The sequence below is a fragment of the Streptomyces sp. CGMCC 4.7035 genome (genome assembly GCF_031583065.1).
Lineage (GTDB): Bacteria > Actinomycetota > Actinomycetes > Streptomycetales > Streptomycetaceae > Streptomyces > Streptomyces yaanensis.
Genome location: NZ_CP134053.1, coordinates 3,831,711 through 3,847,263 on the forward strand (window position 1 = coordinate 3,831,711; position 15,553 = coordinate 3,847,263).

Sequence of the window (15,553 nt, forward strand, 5' to 3'; positions counted from 1 at the left end):
ACTCCGGGGCCGGGCCCGCGGGGGACGCCATCCCACACCCGCCGGCCTCCGAGAGAAGACCGCATGCTCGCCTACACCGTGCGTCGCATTCTCGTCTCCATACCCGTCCTGATCGTCTCGACGTTCGTCGTGTTCCTGGTCGTCATCAACTCCGGCGACCCCGTGGCCAACTTCGCCACCTCACGGCAGCCCGCCCCGAGCAAGGCCGCCGTCACCGCCTTCGCCCGGCACATCCACGCGGACCAGCCGGTCGTGGAGCGCTACTGGGACTGGATCACCGGAGTCCTGCACGGCGACTTCGGCCCGTCCGTGCAGACCAATCTGGACATCGGGCACGATCTGTTCACCCGCTTCCGGGTGACCGTCACCCTGGTCGCCGCCGCGATGATCATCGCCCTGCTGCTGGCCGTGCTCTTCGGCGTGTTCAGTGCGGTCCGCCAGTACTCCGTCGCGGACTACGTCATCACCTTCCTGGGCTTCCTCTTCCTCGCCATGCCGGTGTTCTGGTTCGCGGTCCTGCTCAAACAGGCCGGGATCTGGTTCAACGAGAACACCGGCAGCCAGTTTCTCGGCACGATCGGCGAGAAGTCGCCGTACCTCGACGTCGACACCACCTGGAACGAGTTCACCGACCGCATCGGCCATCTGGTGCTGCCCACCATCACCCTCGCCCTGGTCTCCTTCGCCTCCTGGACCCGCTACACCCGCGCCTCCATGCTCGAAGTGCTGGGCAGCGACTACGTCCGCCTGGCCCGCGCCAAGGGTCTGCGCCGCGGCAAGGTCATGACGCGGCATGCGCTGCGCACCGCCCTCATCCCGCTCACCACCGTCACCGCGCTCGACGTCGCGATCATCCTCGGCGGGGCGGTGATCACGGAGACGATCTTCCAGTGGCACGGCATGGGCGAGATGCTCGTCCAGTCGGCCACGACCCTCGACGTCTACCGGACCATGGCGTGGCTGCTGCTCTCCGCCGTCGTCGTCATCGGGTTCAACCTCATCGCCGATCTCCTCTACGCCGTACTCGACCCGAGGATCCGCTATGACTGACATCGAGGCACCCGGGTCCGCGGGCACCGAAGTGCCGCAGGCCGAGCACGAGTTCACCGTCCGGCAGCGCAGCCAGACCCAGCTGGTCCTGCGCCGCTTCGTGCGCCACCGGGCCGCCATGATCAGCCTGGTCGTCTTCGTGCTGATCGTGCTGTGGGCGTTCATCGGCCCGCACCTGTGGCACTACTCGTACCAGAAGTACACCCCGGACAACTCCCAGGCCCCGTCCTGGAAGCACCCGTTCGGCACCAACTCCTCCGGGTACGACGCCTACGCGCAGGTCATGCGCGGCACCCAGACATCGCTCCAGGTCGCCATCCTGATCGCTTTCGGATCCACCCTGGTGGGCGCGGTGTGGGGGGCCATCGCGGGCTTCTACCGGGGCGTCGTGGACGCGATCATGATGCGTATCGCCGATCTCGTCCTGACCCTGCCGCTGTTCGCCATCGCTCTGGTCATCTCCTCCCGAAGCGGCGGCGCATGGTACTGGATAGCGGTCGTCATCGCGGGACTGACCTGGGCGTACGTATCCCGGGTGGTGCGCTCCACCGTGCTGTCGCTGCGTGAGAAGGAGTTTGTGGAGGCGGCCCGGGCGCTCGGCGCCTCCGACGCGCGGATCATCTTCCGGCATCTGCTGCCGAACGCGCTCGGGCCCATCATCGTCAACGCGACCGTGCTGGTGGCCACCGGCATCCTCACCGAGACCGCGCTGTCCTTCCTCGGCTTCGGCGTCCAGCCTCCCGACACCTCCCTGGGCCTGCTCGTCTCCCAGGCGCAGACGGCGGTCGACACCCGGCCCTGGCTCTTCTACATCCCCGGCGCCTTCATCATCGCGATCGCCCTCACCATCAACTTCATCGGAGACGGGCTGCGTGACGCCTTCGACCCCCGGCAGCAAAGGGTGCGACAGTGACGACCACGAGCAACGAGGGCGTACGGGCGGGCGCCGCCACGGACGCCGTACTCGAAGTCGACGGACTGAGCGTGGAGTTCCCGACGGAGGACGGGACCGTACGGGCCGTACGCGGCGTCGGCTACCGCCTCGGCCGGGGCGACTCGCTCGGGATCGTCGGCGAGTCCGGGTCCGGGAAGTCCGTCACCGCCATGGCCGTGATGGGGCTACTGCCGGCCACCGCACGGGTGCGCGGCTCGGTGCGGTTCGAGGGCAGCGAACTGCTCGGTCTGTCCGACGCGCGCCTGTCGGACATCCGCGGCAGCGGTATCGCGATGATCTTCCAGGACCCGATGACCTCCCTCAACCCCGTCTACACCATCGGCTACCAGATCACCGAGACCCTGCAACGGCACAACCCCGGCCTGAAGAACCGTGCCGCCCGCGAGCGCGCCGTCGACCTGCTGGGCACGGTCGGCATCCCCAGTCCGGAGCGCCGCGTGGACAGCTACCCGCACGAACTCTCGGGCGGTATGCGGCAACGGGTCGTCATCGCCATCGCCATGGCCAACGACCCCGACGTGATCATCGCCGACGAGCCGACCACCGCGCTCGACGTCACGGTGCAGGCGCAGATCCTCGATGCGCTGGAGACCGCCCGCGCCGAGACCGGTGCGGCCCTGGTCCTCATCACCCACGATCTGGGCGTGGTGGCCGGCCATACAGACCGGGTCGCGGTCATGTACGCGGGCCGGATTGTGGAGACGGGCTCGGTCGAGGACATCTTCTACACCCCGCGCATGCCCTACACCCTCGGCCTGCTCGGCTCGCTGCCCCGCCTGGACCGTGAGGAGGAACGCCTCACCCCGATCGCCGGATCCCCGCCCTCGCTGCTCAACCTGCCGCCGGGCTGCCCGTTCGCGCCCCGCTGCCCGATGCGCCGGGACACCTGCGACAGCGACGAGCCCCCGCTCAGGCCGACCGGACAGGACGGCCACCTCAGCGCCTGTCACTTCGCCGAGGAACTCGTCGACACCGGCGCCGAGCAGGTCTTCGACACGGCCGGCGCCGACTCCGAGGCCCTCGCCCGCTTCGCCGACGCGACATCCACCGGGAACCCCGAGGAGGACACCGTATGAGCGTGCCCGCGCAGGCCGCCGCACCACTGCCCCCGCTTCCCGGCCACGGCGGCACCGGCGAGCCCGTCCTCCAGGTCCGCGACCTCGTCAAGCACTTCCCGGTCATGTCCCGCGGCGTCATACGCCGGCGCGTGGGCGACGTCCACGCCGTGTGCGGGGTCTCCTTCGACCTGTTCGAGAACGAGACCCTCGGCCTGGTGGGGGAGTCCGGCTCCGGCAAGACGACGGTCTCGCGTACGGTGCTGGGCCTGGAGAAGGCGACCTCGGGGCAGGTGCGCTACCGGGGCCGCGAGCTGACAGCCCTGAGCAGACGTCAGATGCGCCCGCTGCGGCGTGAGTTGCAGATTGTCTTCCAGGACCCGTACGCCTCCCTCGACCCGCGGATTTCTGTGCACGAGATCGTCGCCGAGCCCCTGCGTATCCACGGCCGCTACGGCCCCGGCGCCCGCGACGAGGTGCGCGAACTGCTCCGTCTGGTCGGCCTCAACCCCGAGCACGGCAACCGCTACGCGCACGAGTTCTCCGGCGGGCAGCGTCAGCGCATCGGTATCGCAAGGGCGTTGGCCCTGCATCCGAAAGTGATCGTGCTGGACGAGCCGGTGTCCGCGCTGGACGTGTCGATCCAGGCGGGGGTCCTCAACCTGCTCATGGACCTGCAGAGCGAACTCGGGCTGTCCTTCCTCTTCGTGGCCCACGACCTGTCGGTGATGCGGCACGTGGCCGGCCGGGTCGCCGTGATGTACCTGGGCCGCCTGGTGGAGATCGCCCCCGCCCGCGCACTCTTCGCCCGCCCCGCGCACCCGTACACCCAGGCCCTCGTCTCGGCGATCCCGCTGCCCGACCCGCGCAAGGAGCGGGCCCGTAAACGCATGGTGATCCAGGGCGACGTACCGAGCCCGATCCGCCCCCCGAGCGGCTGCCGCTTCCGCACCCGCTGCCCCAAGTTCGCCAGTGCGCTCACCGAGAGCCAGCGCACCGCATGCGTCGAACAGGTCCCGGAGCTGATCGACCGGGGCGGCGGCAACCCGGTCGCCTGCCACTACGCGGAGACGGTGGAACTCCTGTAGGCGTCCTGGAGCGCCTCGTACGGGTACGGGGTCCGCCGGCTCTCGAACTGGAGCCGGCGGCTGAAGTCGGCCCGGACGGCGGCGAGCGGCGCGTAACGGGTGATGATCCCGGCGGCCGTGGCCGGGACGCCGTCGGGGCGCGCGCCGTCGGCACACGCGCGCACGAACGCGTCGCGGTCCTGTCTGCCGTACCCGTACAGGGCGGTCACCAGCCAGTTCACCAGGTAGGCGGCCGTATACGCGTGATCGTAGCCGTGGTGCCGGTCGACGAAGTCGCGTTCCTCGGGCGCCAGCCGGAAGCGGGAGGAGACCGTGAGACCGAAGTCGGCGAGGTAGAGACGGTGGCCGTCGGTGAGGACGTTCTCGAAGTGGGCGTCGAAGTGCAGGAGGCCGCGTGCCTGGAGGAAGTCGGCGGCGCCCTTCAGCTGCCGCTCGGCCAGGGCACAGGCGGCGTCGGGGTCGCCCGCCGCGAGCTGGGCGCCGAGCCAGTCGTGGAGGGTGTGCGGGACGTACTCCAGGAACAGCGTCACGCTCGCCGAGGCCGTGCGCAATGCCTCGATCCGGTCGCGCACCTGAGGGGCGCCGCCCCAGTAGGCGACGACCCCTTCCACGTCGGCCAGTTCCTCGTGGAGGGGCTGGGGAGTGTCCGCCAGCACTCGCCAGTGGTGCAGCAGCGGGAAGCCGGAGCAGTGACCGGCCAGCACCCAGTTCGTGGTCATCGCGTGTGCGGCCAGCTCGCGCCAGGCGCCGAAGCCGGGACCGCCGAGACCGTAGTGGCATGAGGGCGGGAGCCGGAAGGGGTCCGCGGTGGACCGTACGTTCTCGGGCAGCCGCTCGGCGTCGGTCAGTGGCACACGTTTGACGAAGACCTTCCTGCCGTCCACCTCGATCAGGAAAGAACGCCCGCCGATCCCCACGCCGAGGGGCGTGCCCGACGCCACCAGGTGGGCCAGATCGTGGTCGCTGGTGAGGGCGAGGGCCGTGGCGATGTCACTGTGGGCGGTCAGGCGCGCGGTGCGGGACATGACCCCATCTTCAGTGCGAGGCCTCGTATGCGTCCGCCGATTCGCGAAGAGCCGCCGGCAGGAGCGGACGGCCTGCTCTCGATCGAGGTTGAACACCCCGAGCAGGACACCGCCGTCAACGGGGGGAGCCGCGATCGCGTCCCCCGCGAACGGCACGCCGTCCTCCGGGAGACGGAGCACGATGCAGACCGCGGGCGGTGATCGCGCCGGTGATCGGCGCTCCGGAGCCCCTCGCTGGGGCGTCGACGAGGGTCAACTCGTCGGTGTCGTGCCACAGGCAGGGCCGACCTGGGAAGCGGAGGAGATGGAGGCGAGGAGTCCGGTGACGTCCATGGGCCGACCGCGGAAAGGGCCCCCGCCCGGAGGCGAGGACCCTTCGCTGTCAGCGGAGCGCTCAGCCGGCCGCGTAGTTGCGCAGGAACAGCGCCTCCGCCACCGACAGACGCTCCAGCTCCTCCGGGGACACGCTCTCGTTCAGCGCGTGGATCTGCGCCTCCGGCTCGCTCAGACCGATGAGGAGGATCTCCGCCTGCGGGTAGAGCGACGCGAGGGTGTTGCACAGCGGGATGGATCCGCCCTGGCCCGCGTACTGCATCTCCTGCCCCGGGTACGCCACCGCCATCGCCTCGGCCATCGCCGCGTACGCAGGGCTGGAGGTGTCCGCGCGGAACGCCTGCCCCTGCCCGATGTGCTCCGTCCGCACCCGGGCGCCCCACGGCGTGTGTTCCTCCAGATGGGCCTGGAGCAGCTTCGTCGCCTCGGCCGCGTTTACGCCCGGCGGCACCCGCAGGCTCACCAGGGCGCGGGCGCCCGCCTGCACGGACGGGGTCGCGCCGACGACCGGCGGGCAGTCGATGCCGAGGACGGTCACGGCCGGGCGGGCCCAGATGCGGTCGGCGACCGAACCGGAACCGATCAGCTCCACCCCGTCGAGCACCTTGGCGTCCTTGCGGAACTGCTCCTCGGCGTACTCCACGCCCTCCCACTGCGTCTCGGGGACCAGCCCGTCGACGGTCGTGGAACCGTCCTCGGCGCGCAGCGAGTCCAGGACGCGGATCAGCGCGGCCAGCGCGTCGGGCGCGGCCCCGCCGAACTGACCGGAGTGCAGGTTGCCTTCGAGCGTGTCGATCTGCACCCGGACCAGGGTCATGCCGCGCAGGGTCGAGGTGACCGTCGGCAGGCCGGCGCGGAAGTTGCCCGCGTCGCCGATGACGATGGCGTCGGCCGTCAGCAGCTCCGGGTGCTCCTCGGCGTACCGCTCCAGGCCGCCCGTACCCATCTCCTCCGAGCCCTCGGCTATGACCTTGACGTGCACGGGCACGCCGCCGTTCGCCTTGAGCGCCCGCAGCGCGAGCAGATGCATGATGACGCCGCCCTTGCAGTCGGCGGCACCACGCCCGTACCAGCGGCCGTCGCGCTCCGTCAGCTCGAAGGGCGGGGTGGTCCAGCCGGCCTCGTCGAGCGGCGGCTGCACATCGTAGTGCGCGTACAGCAGAACCGTCTTCGCGCCCTCGGGACCCGGCAGGTAGCCGTACACCGACTGGGTGCCGTCCGGGGTGTCGAGCAGGGCCACGTCCTGGAAGCCCTCGGCGCGCAGCGCGTCGGCGACCCAGCGCGCGGCACCCTCGCTCTCGCTCTTCGGGAACTGGTCGAAGTCCGCAACCGACTTGAAGGCCACCAGTTCGGTGAGCTCCTCCTTCGCCCGGGGCATCAGTGAGGCGACGGTCTCGGCGACCGGATTCGACGACATGTGCACGCTCCTTGTAGGTGCGACGTTGTACCGATGAGGACTTCTGTGTCCTTGTGTTGCTCGTGCGAGCGTAGGCGCGTACTGGTGTGCAGTGCGCATACGCCGTCGATCCTCCCACAGCGACCTGTGACGACGCCGCCGTAGGATGCCGGAGGACAGATGCGACAGGCGGCTTGATCGGGAGCAGTAGACCATCGTGAGCAGCGAGAACTCTTCGGCGGACGGCGTGCAGCGGGTGTGGGACGTCGTCGTGGTGGGCGCGGGACCCGCGGGGGCCTCGGCCGCCTACGCGGCGGCGGTCGCGGGACGCAGCGTGCTGCTGCTGGAGAAGGCCGAGCTGCCCCGCTACAAGACGTGCGGGGGCGGCATCATCGGCCCCTCGCGCGACTCCCTGCCGCCCGGCTTCGAGCTGCCGCTGCGGGACCGGGTGCACGCGGTCACGTTCTCGAACAACGGCCGCTTCACCCGCACTCGACGCTCCAAGCAGATGCTCTTCGGGCTGATCAACCGGCCCGAGTTCGACCAGCAGCTCGTCGAGCACGCGCAGAAGGCGGGCGCGGAACTGCGGACGGGCGCCACGGTCTCCCGGGTCGAGCAGCACGGCTCGGCGGTGCCGGACCGGCGCACGGTCGCCGTCGTCCTGCAAGGCGGCGAGACGGTCCTGGCGCGGGCGGTCGTGGGCGCGGACGGCAGCGCGAGCCGGATAGGAGCCCATGTCGGGGTGAAGCTCGACCAGGTCGATCTGGGCCTGGAGGCGGAGATCCCGGTGCCCGAGACCGTCGCCGAGGACTGGAAGGGGCGGGTGCTCCTCGACTGGGGGCCGCTGCCCGGCAGCTACGGCTGGGTCTTCCCCAAGGGCGACACGCTCACGGTCGGTGTGATCTCCGCGCGCGGTGAAGGCGCGGCGACCAAGCGGTACTTGGAGGACTTCATCGCCCGGCTCGGGCTGGCCGGCTTCGAACCGAGCGTCTCCTCCGGACACTTGACCCGCTGCCGTGCCGACGACTCGCCGCTGTCGCGCGGGCGGGTGCTGGTGTGCGGGGACGCGGCCGGGCTGCTGGAACCGTGGACGCGCGAGGGGATCTCGTTCGCGCTGCGGTCGGGGCGGCTCGCGGGGGAGTGGGCGGTACGGATCGCGGAGGCGCACGACGCGGTCGACACTCGGCGCCAGGCCCTGAACTACGCCTTCGCGATCAAGGCGGGCCTGGGTGTCGAGATGAGCGTCGGCAAGCGGCTGCTGACGGCGTTCGAGCGCCATCCCGGTCTCTTCCACGCGGCTCTGACCGGGTTCCGCCCAGCCTGGCGGGCGTTCAAGGAGATCACGCAGGGCGCCACGTCCCTGGGGGAGATCGTCCGCACGCGCCCGATCGCCCAGCGCGCCCTGACCGCGCTGGACCGGGGGCCCGCGGGCGATGGGGTCACTCCTTGACCGTGATGTGGAAGACGGGGTGGTCGGGGGCGATGCGACGCAGGTCCTCGTCCGGGGAATCGGGGCCGACACCGTTGAAGAAGACGCCGACCTCGGCCTTCCAGCGCTTGAGGTAGGCGCGCAGGAGCGGAACCTTGTTGTCGTCGGCGACCTCGGTCGCGGTGAACACGTCCACGTTCTTGCCCAGACGCAGCTCGCCGCCGCCGGCCGCGCGCATGTTGTGGGTCCACTGGACGTGGCCGCGGGGGGCGAGCAGGTACTGCTGCCCGTCCACGGTCAGCAGGTTCACCGGGGTGGTCCGCCACTCGCCGCTCTTGCGGCCGCGGACCGCCAGGACCCGGGAGCCCCAGATGCTGAAGCCGCGACGGGTCATCCAGGCCACGGCGCGGTTGAAGACGTTGACGGTGAACCAGCCGGGCTTCTGCACGTGTGTGGACATGGTGTCGTCCTCCTGGAGGCGGAAAGTGTGAGCGGTGCTCTCGCTTGAGAGCAGTATGTGCGAGATCGGCGATCCAAAGCAAGAGCAGTGCTCTCGTAAGTGGGCAGCGCTCTCGAATTTGAGCGCTGCTTTGCGCGGAGGGCACCGTTCCGTAGCGTGTGAGGGCTGCCGCGCCGCCAGGTGATCGCGGCGATCGACCTTTGACCGAAGAGCATCGCTCCGTTCGCAGAGCACTGCTCACCTTTGTGTGCACTGCTCCGACTCTGTGGGACACTGCCCGCATGAGCACCGCACGAGGAGCCCGCGCCCGCGCCCGGATCGAAGTCACCGCCGCCATCAAGGACGAGGCGCGCAGACAACTCGCGGCGGAAGGCGCCGCCAGGCTCTCGCTGCGTGCCGTCGCCCGCGAACTCGGCATGGTCTCCTCCGCGCTCTACCGCTACTTCCCCAGCCGCGACGACCTGCTCACCGCGCTCATCATCGACGCCTACAACTCCCTCGGCGAGGCGGCCGAGGCCGCGCACACCAAGGCCGGCGACGACGTCGCCCCGGCGCGGCGGTGGGTCGCCGTGTGCGAGGCCGTACGCGCCTGGGCGCTGGCGCATCCGCATGAGTACGCGCTGATCTACGGCTCGCCCGTACCCGGTTACTCCGCACCCGAGACGACCGTCCCGGCCGCCTCCCGCGTGGGGCTCCTGCTGATCGGCATCGTGCGCGACGCGTACGGGCAGCGCGGTGTGGCCCGCACTCCGCTGCCCGCCGAACTGGAGTCCGAGGCCCGGCGCATGGCCGCCGACCTGGCGCCCGACCTTCCCCCGGAGGTGGTCACGTCCCTGGTCGCCGCCTGGGCGCAGCTGTACGGGCTGGTCGGTTTCGAGCTGTTCGGGCAGTTCAACAAGGTCGTGGAGGACCGCGAGGCGTTTTTCCGGCACGCGGCCGCCCAACTCGCCCACGGCGTGGGCCTGGTGTTCCCGTAGACCGTCGGCCGCCGGCCGACAGCAGCGTGGCGGCGTCGCAGAGAGGCCGGCCCGCGGCGGTGTCCTGCCGGGGCGCTCGCCCTTACCGCCGCGTGACGGTGCCCTGCCCAGGCGCTCACCCGCGCCGCCGCGTCGACGTCCCGCCGGGCCCCGACCCGGCCCGCTCAGACGTCGAAGCCGTGGGCCCGGCGGCCGTCGGGCGGCGCGTTCCACGGCCACACAGTCAGCTCGGGCTGCCGCAGGGGCAAGCGTGCCGCCGGGCGCGAATGGACGACTCGGCCGCGCGGTGAGCATGGGGGCGTACGTACTCCCGGACGCACGCGCACGCGCGTACTCCCCGGGGAGTACGTGTGATCACCTCGCCCGGCTGACGTCCCGCGCGGCCGCGGCCGTCTAGCGTGAACCTCATGGAGGAGCAGCGCACAGACGCCCCGTGGCGGTGGCACGGTCCGCCGTGGTGGAACCGCTGGGACGACGAGCCCCGCGGCTCGCGCCTGCCCTGGCGCTCCACCCTGCTGCTCACCTTCTTCGTGGTCGTCGGCACGCGCTTTTCCGCCCACAACCAGCAGGCCGACCGCGCGCACCTCGACGTCTTCGCCTATGCGCTGTTGCTCGTCGCCTCGGGGGCGCTGCTGTGGCGGCAGCGGCATCCCGTGCCCGTCGTGTTCGTCACGGTCGCGGCCGCCCTGGTGTACCTGGGCGCCGGATACCCCTACGGCCCGGTCTTCTTCACCGTCGCGGTCGGTTGCTTCAGCGCTCTCGTCGCCGGACGCCGGGGGACCGCGTGGACGGCCGTCGGGATGTTCTGGGCCGGGCACGTCCTCGTGTCGCACTGGCTGTACCGATGGCTGCCACCGTCCGGGGACTCGGCCGCCTCCTGGGGGCAGGAGCTGGTCATCGCCGCATGGGTGCTGGCGATCGTGGCGATGGCGGAGCTGGTGCGCGTCCGGCGCGAGCAGTGGGCCCGCGAGCGGGCCGAACGGGCGCAGGCCGCGCGGCGGCGCGCCGACGAGGAGCGGTTGCGCATCGCCCGTGAGCTCCACGACGTCCTGGCCCACAGCATTTCCGTGATCAACGTCCAGGCGGGCGTCGGCCTCGCGCTTCTCGACTCCGACCCGGAGCAGGCACGCACGGCGCTCACCACGATCAAGGCCGCCAGCAAGGAGGCGCTCGGGGAGGTGCGCCAGGTGCTCGACACGCTGCGCACGCCCGGTGACGCGCCGCGCGCGCCCGCGCCTGGGCTCGACCGGCTGCCGGAACTCGTCGAACAGGCCGCGAGCGCGGGTTTGACGGTCACCGTCGAAGGAGACGCGCCGAAGCTCGCGCCGGGCACCGACCTCGCCGCGTTCCGCATCGTCCAGGAGGCGCTCACCAACGTCGTACGGCACTCGGGATCGCGGCACGCGCGCGTGCACGTCGACAGCGGGAAGGGCGTACTGCGCCTGCGTATCGACGACGACGGGCCCGCGACCGGCGCCGACGCGGGCGGCAGCGGCAACGGGCTCGCCGGGATGGGGGAGCGCGCCGCCGCGCTCGGTGGCACGATCGAGGCGGGACCTCGCGTCGACGGCGGTTTCCGGGTGTTCGCCGTACTGCCGCTGAAGGCGTCGTCCGAGGAGCCCCCCGAGCGCAAGGAGGACCGGTGATCCGCGTACTGCTCGCCGACGACCAGTCTTTGGTCAGAGCCGGTTTCAAGGCACTGCTCGACGCCCAGCCCGACATCGAGGTGGCCGGCGAGGCGGCCGACGGCGAGGAGGCGCTGCGCAGCGTGCGCGAACTACGGCCCGACGTCGTGCTGATGGACATCCGCATGCCGTTGGTCGACGGGCTTGCCGCGACCCGTCACATCACCGAGGAACCGGACCTGGAGGACGTGAAGGTGGTCATGCTGACCACCTTCGAGCTCGACGAGTACGTCTTCGAGGCGATCCGTTCCGGTGCCTCCGGCTTTCTCGTCAAGGACACCGAGCCGGACGAACTCCTGCGCGCGGTACGGAAGGTGGTCGACGGCGACGCGCTGCTCTCACCGAGCGTGACCCGGCGACTGATCTCCGAGTTCGCGGCCCGCTCCAAGGAGCCCGCGGTCGGCGCCGCCCTCGGCCGGCTCACCGAGCGGGAACGGGAGGTGATGGCCCTGGTCGGCATCGGCCTGTCCAACGACGAGATCGCCCGCCGCCTCGTCGTCAGTCCGCTCACGGCGAAGACCCATGTCAGCCGTACCATGGTCAAGCTGGGTGCCCGCGACCGGGCCCAACTCGTCGTGCTGGCCTACGAGTCGGGACTGGTACGGCCGGGCTGGCTGGGTTGAGTTCCGCCGCCCCGTCCGAAGCGGACCAGCACGCTGACGACGCGTGCCACGAAGAGCACGACGGCCACCGTGGCTCCCGAGCCTTCGAGCGCACGCCGCGTGCCGCCCGACAGGTCGAAGGCGAAAGCCGGTCCCGCCACGACGCCGAACACCAGGGCGGCGGCGAAGGCCGCGCTGCACAGGGCGTACCCGATCTCGATGGTGATCGCGTCCCGCTCGGCCTGAGTACGCCGCGTGCGGCCGCCGAGCGAACGTCCCCCGTGGTTGTCCATGCGTCGAGTCAAACAGGCGTGCGCCCGGCGGGGCAAGGAACCCCGCCTGGCGCACATCTGGAGGCGTCCCCCTAGTCGCGGACCGCCGCCGGCGCCGCGTCCACCTCCTCCTGAAGGGACTTGGCGACCACGATGGATCGCTGCGTCCGACGCGTACGCAGTCCCGTGAGCGTGATCAGCAGGCCCGCGAGGGCGATGCCGGTGACCACGATCAGACCGGGCCGGTAGCTGTCGAGGACGGCCTGCGGCGAGGCGTGCGCGGGTGCGTTCGCCGTCACCACCGCCGTCACCACGGCCAGGAAGATCGCGCCGCCCACCTGCACCGAGGTGTTGAGCAGACCGGAGACCATGCCCTGCTCGTGGTCCTCGACGCCGTTCGTGGCCTGGATGTTGAGCGAGGGGAAGACCAGCGCGCAGGCCGCGCCGATCAGCAGCATGCTCGGCAGGATGGCCGCCGCGTACACGGGGTCGAGGTCGACGCCCAGGAAGAGGGCGTATCCGAGAGCCATCAGCGCGAAGCCCACCGCGATCAGGCGGGGGGTGCCGAAGCGGTCGACGATCGCGCCCACCTTGGTGGAGGAGACGGCCACCAGCGCGCCCGCGGGCAGGAAGGCGAGCGCCGTGTGCAGCGCCGACCAGCCGAGGAGCGACTGCATGTACAGCGTGACCAGGAACTGGAAGCCGACGTACGACCCGAAGAAGGCCATCGCCCCGAGCTGGGCGCGGATCTGGCCGCCGGAGCGCAGCACGCCGAGCCGGATCAGGGGACCGGCCGAGCGGCGTTCGACGAGGACGAAGACGGTCAGGAGCACGGCGACGGCGAGGAAGGACAGCAGGGTGCGGGCGGAGGCCCAGCCGACGTGCGGCGCCTGGACGACGGTGAAGACGAGCAGCAGCATCGACGTGGTGCCGAGGACGGCGCCGGGGATGTCGTAGCCGTTGTGGTCCTTCTCGCGTTCGCTGCGCGGCAGCAGTTTCAGGCCGGCGAGCAGGGCGATCAGCGCGATGGGCGCGGGCAGCAGCATGGTGAGGCGCCAGCTGGCCTCGGTGAGCAGTCCGGACAGCACCAGGCCCATGGAGAAGCCGGTGGCCGCGCAGGTGGTGTAGATGGAGAGGGCGCGGTTGCGCAGCGGGCCCTCCGCGAAGGTCGTGGTGATGATGGACAGGCCGGCCGGTGCGGTGAACGCGGCGCTCAGGCCCTTGATGAACCGGCTGGCGATCAGCAGCGGGCCCGAGTCGACGAGCCCGCCGAGCAGCGAGGCGAGCGCGAAGACACCCAGGGCCACCAGGAAGACCTGGCGCCGGCCGAGCAGGTCCGCGGTGCGTCCGCCGAGGAGGAGGAGCCCGCCGTATCCCAGGATGTAGCCGCTGACGACCCATTGCAGCGTCGACGTCGTCAGATGGAGGTCGGAGCCGATGGACGGCAGGGCGACGCCGACCATCGACACGTCCAGCGCGTCCAGGAACATCGCGGCGCAGAGCACCAGCAGGGTGCCCCACAGCCGGGGGGTCCAGCGTCCCTCGGGCGCGGGGGTGGTGAGCGGAGAGGTCATGCCTCAGAGAATTGCATGCATGCGCATTCAATGCAAACGCATTTAATTTGAGCGCAACAAAACACTCCGCGGAGGGGCGGATCGGCCGCGTGCGTTTTCCGGCTCAGCTCCAGGTGACGGCGGACTTCTCGCACCACAGGGCGGCGACCGAGGCGTCACCGGTCACGGTCGGGAACGGCAGCCGGTTCCACAGCGCCAGATACAGCCGCGCGGCCGGCCCGGTCACTTCGCAGTCCGCCTCCCCGGCATCGTCCCGCTCGGACACGGGCGGCTCGGTCGACAGCCGTACGGTCCACACGGCGCCGTCCGCATCCGTCGCCTGCACCCGCAGCACCCGCGGATCCTCGCTGCGGACCATGCTCTTGGGCCGGGCGTGGAAGCCCCGCAGCAGTTCGTCGATGCCGTCGACCGCGAAGTCCACACCGATCGCGGTGGGCGTGCCGCCGCGCGCCGACTCCGCGTCGACCCGGTGCACGGCTGTCTCGTGCGCCTGCCGCCGGGCCCAGAAGGCGAGCGGCGAGGGCGCGGGCAGGAAGTGCCAGCACCGCAGGTCGGGCGCGGCGGAGGAGAGGGTGTCGACGAGATGCCGGTGACCTTCCCGGAACCAGGCCACGAGCTGGGCGCCGTCGAGGTCCGGCAGTTCGCCGCCGGGGTGGTGCGACGTGCGCCCCTCGGCGACGAAGGCCGCCGCCCAGCGGTGCACCATGCCCGTGTGCCCAAGCAGGTCGCGTACCTGCCACTCGGGACACGTGGGCACCTTCGCGTCGGCGCCCGCCTCCTCGGCCGCCGCGGCCAGCAAGCGGCCCTCCCGGTCCAGGGCCTGGACGAACTCGGCAGTCTCCATGAGGGTGAGTGTGCCGGATGGAGTGCGGTCGAAGGGAAGAGCGAGCCGTGGCTCGCGCGTCACGTCCGGGTGCTCAGGGCCGCCGAACGCCGTCTTGCCCGGTGCACGTCAACGATGCGGGACTCCGGCGGATGAAGCGACGGACAGAATCGAGGCATAAGTGATGCAACCGCGTGACTCGCCCGAATGTCCCCCATAGTGAAATCACTGTCCCCTTACAGGAAAACCGAGGGGCGTCATGCGACACCATCCACGCCGCACAGCCATAGCCGCGGGCATCCTTCTCACCGCCACCGCCACCGCCACCGCCACCGCCACCGCCACCGTCGGCGCCACGATTCCCGCCTCCGCCTCCCCGCAGTCCGGGGCGTCCCAGCAGACCCCCGCAACCGCACTCATCGTCAACGCCCGCTGGGCCGGGCACTGCTCCTATGACCGTCTCGTCATCGACGTCCGGGGCACCATGCCCCCCGTAACGGTGAAACCGGTCAAGGAACTGCGCTACGACGGCTCGGGGAAGAAGGTCCCGCTCGCCGGGAAGTACTTCCTGGAGATCAAGTTCTCTCCGGCCGCCGCGCACAACGAGGCAGGTCAGTCGGTCTACCGGGGGCCCCGGTTGGTGAAGATCGATCTGCCCGGGCTCAAGGGTCTCGCCCTGACCGGAGACTTCGAGGGCGTGGTCACCTTCGGAGCCGCTTTCCGTACCAAGCCCGTCTACAACACCTTCAAGGTCCATTCCCCGGAGCGCTTCGTCCTCGACGTCAGGCACGCCGACCGATGTGCCTGACCGCGGGCAGCCGTCCGCGGC

At 70.9% G+C, this 15,553-nt stretch carries 15 protein-coding genes; 9 read left to right on the forward strand and 6 right to left on the reverse strand.

Annotated elements, in window-relative coordinates; all coding sequences use genetic code 11:
* Positions 1-63: 63 nt before the first annotated feature.
* From Q2K21_RS16380 to Q2K21_RS16395, 4 genes are read left to right on the forward strand one after another with little or no spacing between them, the layout of a single operon-like run.
* Positions 64-1,050, forward strand: a complete 987-nt coding sequence (locus Q2K21_RS16380) for an ABC transporter permease (protein ID WP_310771416.1) — start codon at positions 64-66, stop codon at positions 1,048-1,050.
* Positions 1,043-1,963 (forward strand): ABC transporter permease, encoded by a 921-nt coding sequence (locus tag Q2K21_RS16385; RefSeq protein ID WP_310771418.1) that lies wholly within the window; start codon positions 1,043-1,045, stop codon positions 1,961-1,963. The genes Q2K21_RS16380 and Q2K21_RS16385 overlap by 8 nt, the downstream gene beginning before the upstream one ends.
* On the forward strand, positions 1,960-3,081 hold the full coding sequence (locus Q2K21_RS16390; protein WP_310771420.1) for an ABC transporter ATP-binding protein: 1,122 nt from the start codon (positions 1,960-1,962) through the stop codon (positions 3,079-3,081). Before Q2K21_RS16385 ends, Q2K21_RS16390 begins: the two co-directional genes overlap by 4 nt.
* Complete coding sequence (locus Q2K21_RS16395; protein WP_310771422.1) at positions 3,078-4,148, forward strand: ABC transporter ATP-binding protein; 1,071 nt, start codon at positions 3,078-3,080, stop codon at positions 4,146-4,148. The genes Q2K21_RS16390 and Q2K21_RS16395 overlap by 4 nt, the downstream gene beginning before the upstream one ends.
* Here Q2K21_RS16395 and Q2K21_RS16400 read toward each other — a convergent pair.
* On the reverse strand, positions 4,121-5,173 hold the full coding sequence (locus Q2K21_RS16400; protein WP_310771424.1) for a protein kinase family protein: 1,053 nt from the start codon (positions 5,171-5,173) through the stop codon (positions 4,121-4,123). The genes Q2K21_RS16395 and Q2K21_RS16400 overlap by 28 nt on opposite strands.
* 394 nt (positions 5,174-5,567) lie before the next feature.
* Positions 5,568-6,923 carry a dipeptidase gene (locus tag Q2K21_RS16405; protein WP_310771426.1) on the reverse strand — a complete coding sequence of 452 codons (1,356 nt, stop codon included), beginning with the start codon at positions 6,921-6,923 and terminating at the stop codon, positions 5,568-5,570.
* Between the two features lie 196 nt (positions 6,924-7,119).
* Here Q2K21_RS16405 and Q2K21_RS16410 point away from each other — a divergent pair, with 196 nt between their 5' ends.
* Positions 7,120-8,352 (forward strand): geranylgeranyl reductase family protein, encoded by a 1,233-nt coding sequence (locus tag Q2K21_RS16410; protein ID WP_310771428.1) that lies wholly within the window; start codon positions 7,120-7,122, stop codon positions 8,350-8,352.
* Here Q2K21_RS16410 and Q2K21_RS16415 read toward each other — a convergent pair.
* Complete coding sequence (locus Q2K21_RS16415; RefSeq protein WP_310771430.1) at positions 8,342-8,791, reverse strand: nitroreductase family deazaflavin-dependent oxidoreductase; 450 nt, start codon at positions 8,789-8,791, stop codon at positions 8,342-8,344. The two genes, Q2K21_RS16410 and Q2K21_RS16415, sit on opposite strands and share 11 nt — an antisense overlap.
* 281 nt (positions 8,792-9,072) lie before the next feature.
* Here Q2K21_RS16415 and Q2K21_RS16420 point away from each other — a divergent pair, with 281 nt between their 5' ends.
* The 3 genes from Q2K21_RS16420 to Q2K21_RS16430 all read left to right on the forward strand — a co-directional run bounded on the left by Q2K21_RS16420 (position 9,073) and on the right by Q2K21_RS16430 (position 12,076).
* Positions 9,073-9,768, forward strand: a complete 696-nt coding sequence (locus Q2K21_RS16420) for a TetR/AcrR family transcriptional regulator (RefSeq protein WP_310771432.1) — start codon at positions 9,073-9,075, stop codon at positions 9,766-9,768.
* 407 nt (positions 9,769-10,175) lie between these two features.
* A complete protein-coding gene (locus Q2K21_RS16425; protein ID WP_310771433.1) occupies positions 10,176-11,414 on the forward strand; it encodes a sensor histidine kinase in 1,239 nt (412 codons plus the stop codon).
* Complete coding sequence (locus tag Q2K21_RS16430) at positions 11,411-12,076, forward strand: response regulator transcription factor (RefSeq protein WP_310771435.1); 666 nt, start codon at positions 11,411-11,413, stop codon at positions 12,074-12,076. The genes Q2K21_RS16425 and Q2K21_RS16430 overlap by 4 nt, the downstream gene beginning before the upstream one ends.
* On the opposite strand, the gene Q2K21_RS16435 is transcribed toward Q2K21_RS16430, so the two are convergent.
* The 3 genes from Q2K21_RS16435 to Q2K21_RS16445 form a co-directional block, all read right to left on the reverse strand.
* A complete protein-coding gene (locus tag Q2K21_RS16435) occupies positions 12,037-12,348 on the reverse strand; it encodes a DUF6332 family protein (RefSeq protein ID WP_310771437.1) in 312 nt (103 codons plus the stop codon). The two genes, Q2K21_RS16430 and Q2K21_RS16435, sit on opposite strands and share 40 nt — an antisense overlap.
* Positions 12,349-12,419: 71 nt before the next feature.
* Positions 12,420-13,901, reverse strand: coding sequence for an MFS transporter (locus Q2K21_RS16440; RefSeq protein WP_310771439.1), 1,482 nt, complete (start codon positions 13,899-13,901; stop codon positions 12,420-12,422).
* A gap of 103 nt (positions 13,902-14,004) precedes the next feature.
* Positions 14,005-14,745, reverse strand: coding sequence for a maleylpyruvate isomerase family mycothiol-dependent enzyme (locus Q2K21_RS16445; protein ID WP_310771441.1), 741 nt, complete (start codon positions 14,743-14,745; stop codon positions 14,005-14,007).
* A gap of 238 nt (positions 14,746-14,983) precedes the next feature.
* Between Q2K21_RS16445 and Q2K21_RS16450 the strand changes: the two genes are divergently transcribed.
* Positions 14,984-15,532: an AMIN-like domain-containing (lipo)protein gene (locus tag Q2K21_RS16450; RefSeq protein ID WP_310771444.1), complete on the forward strand. Its 549-nt coding sequence runs from the start codon at positions 14,984-14,986 to the stop codon at positions 15,530-15,532.
* Positions 15,533-15,553 lie beyond the last annotated feature (21 nt).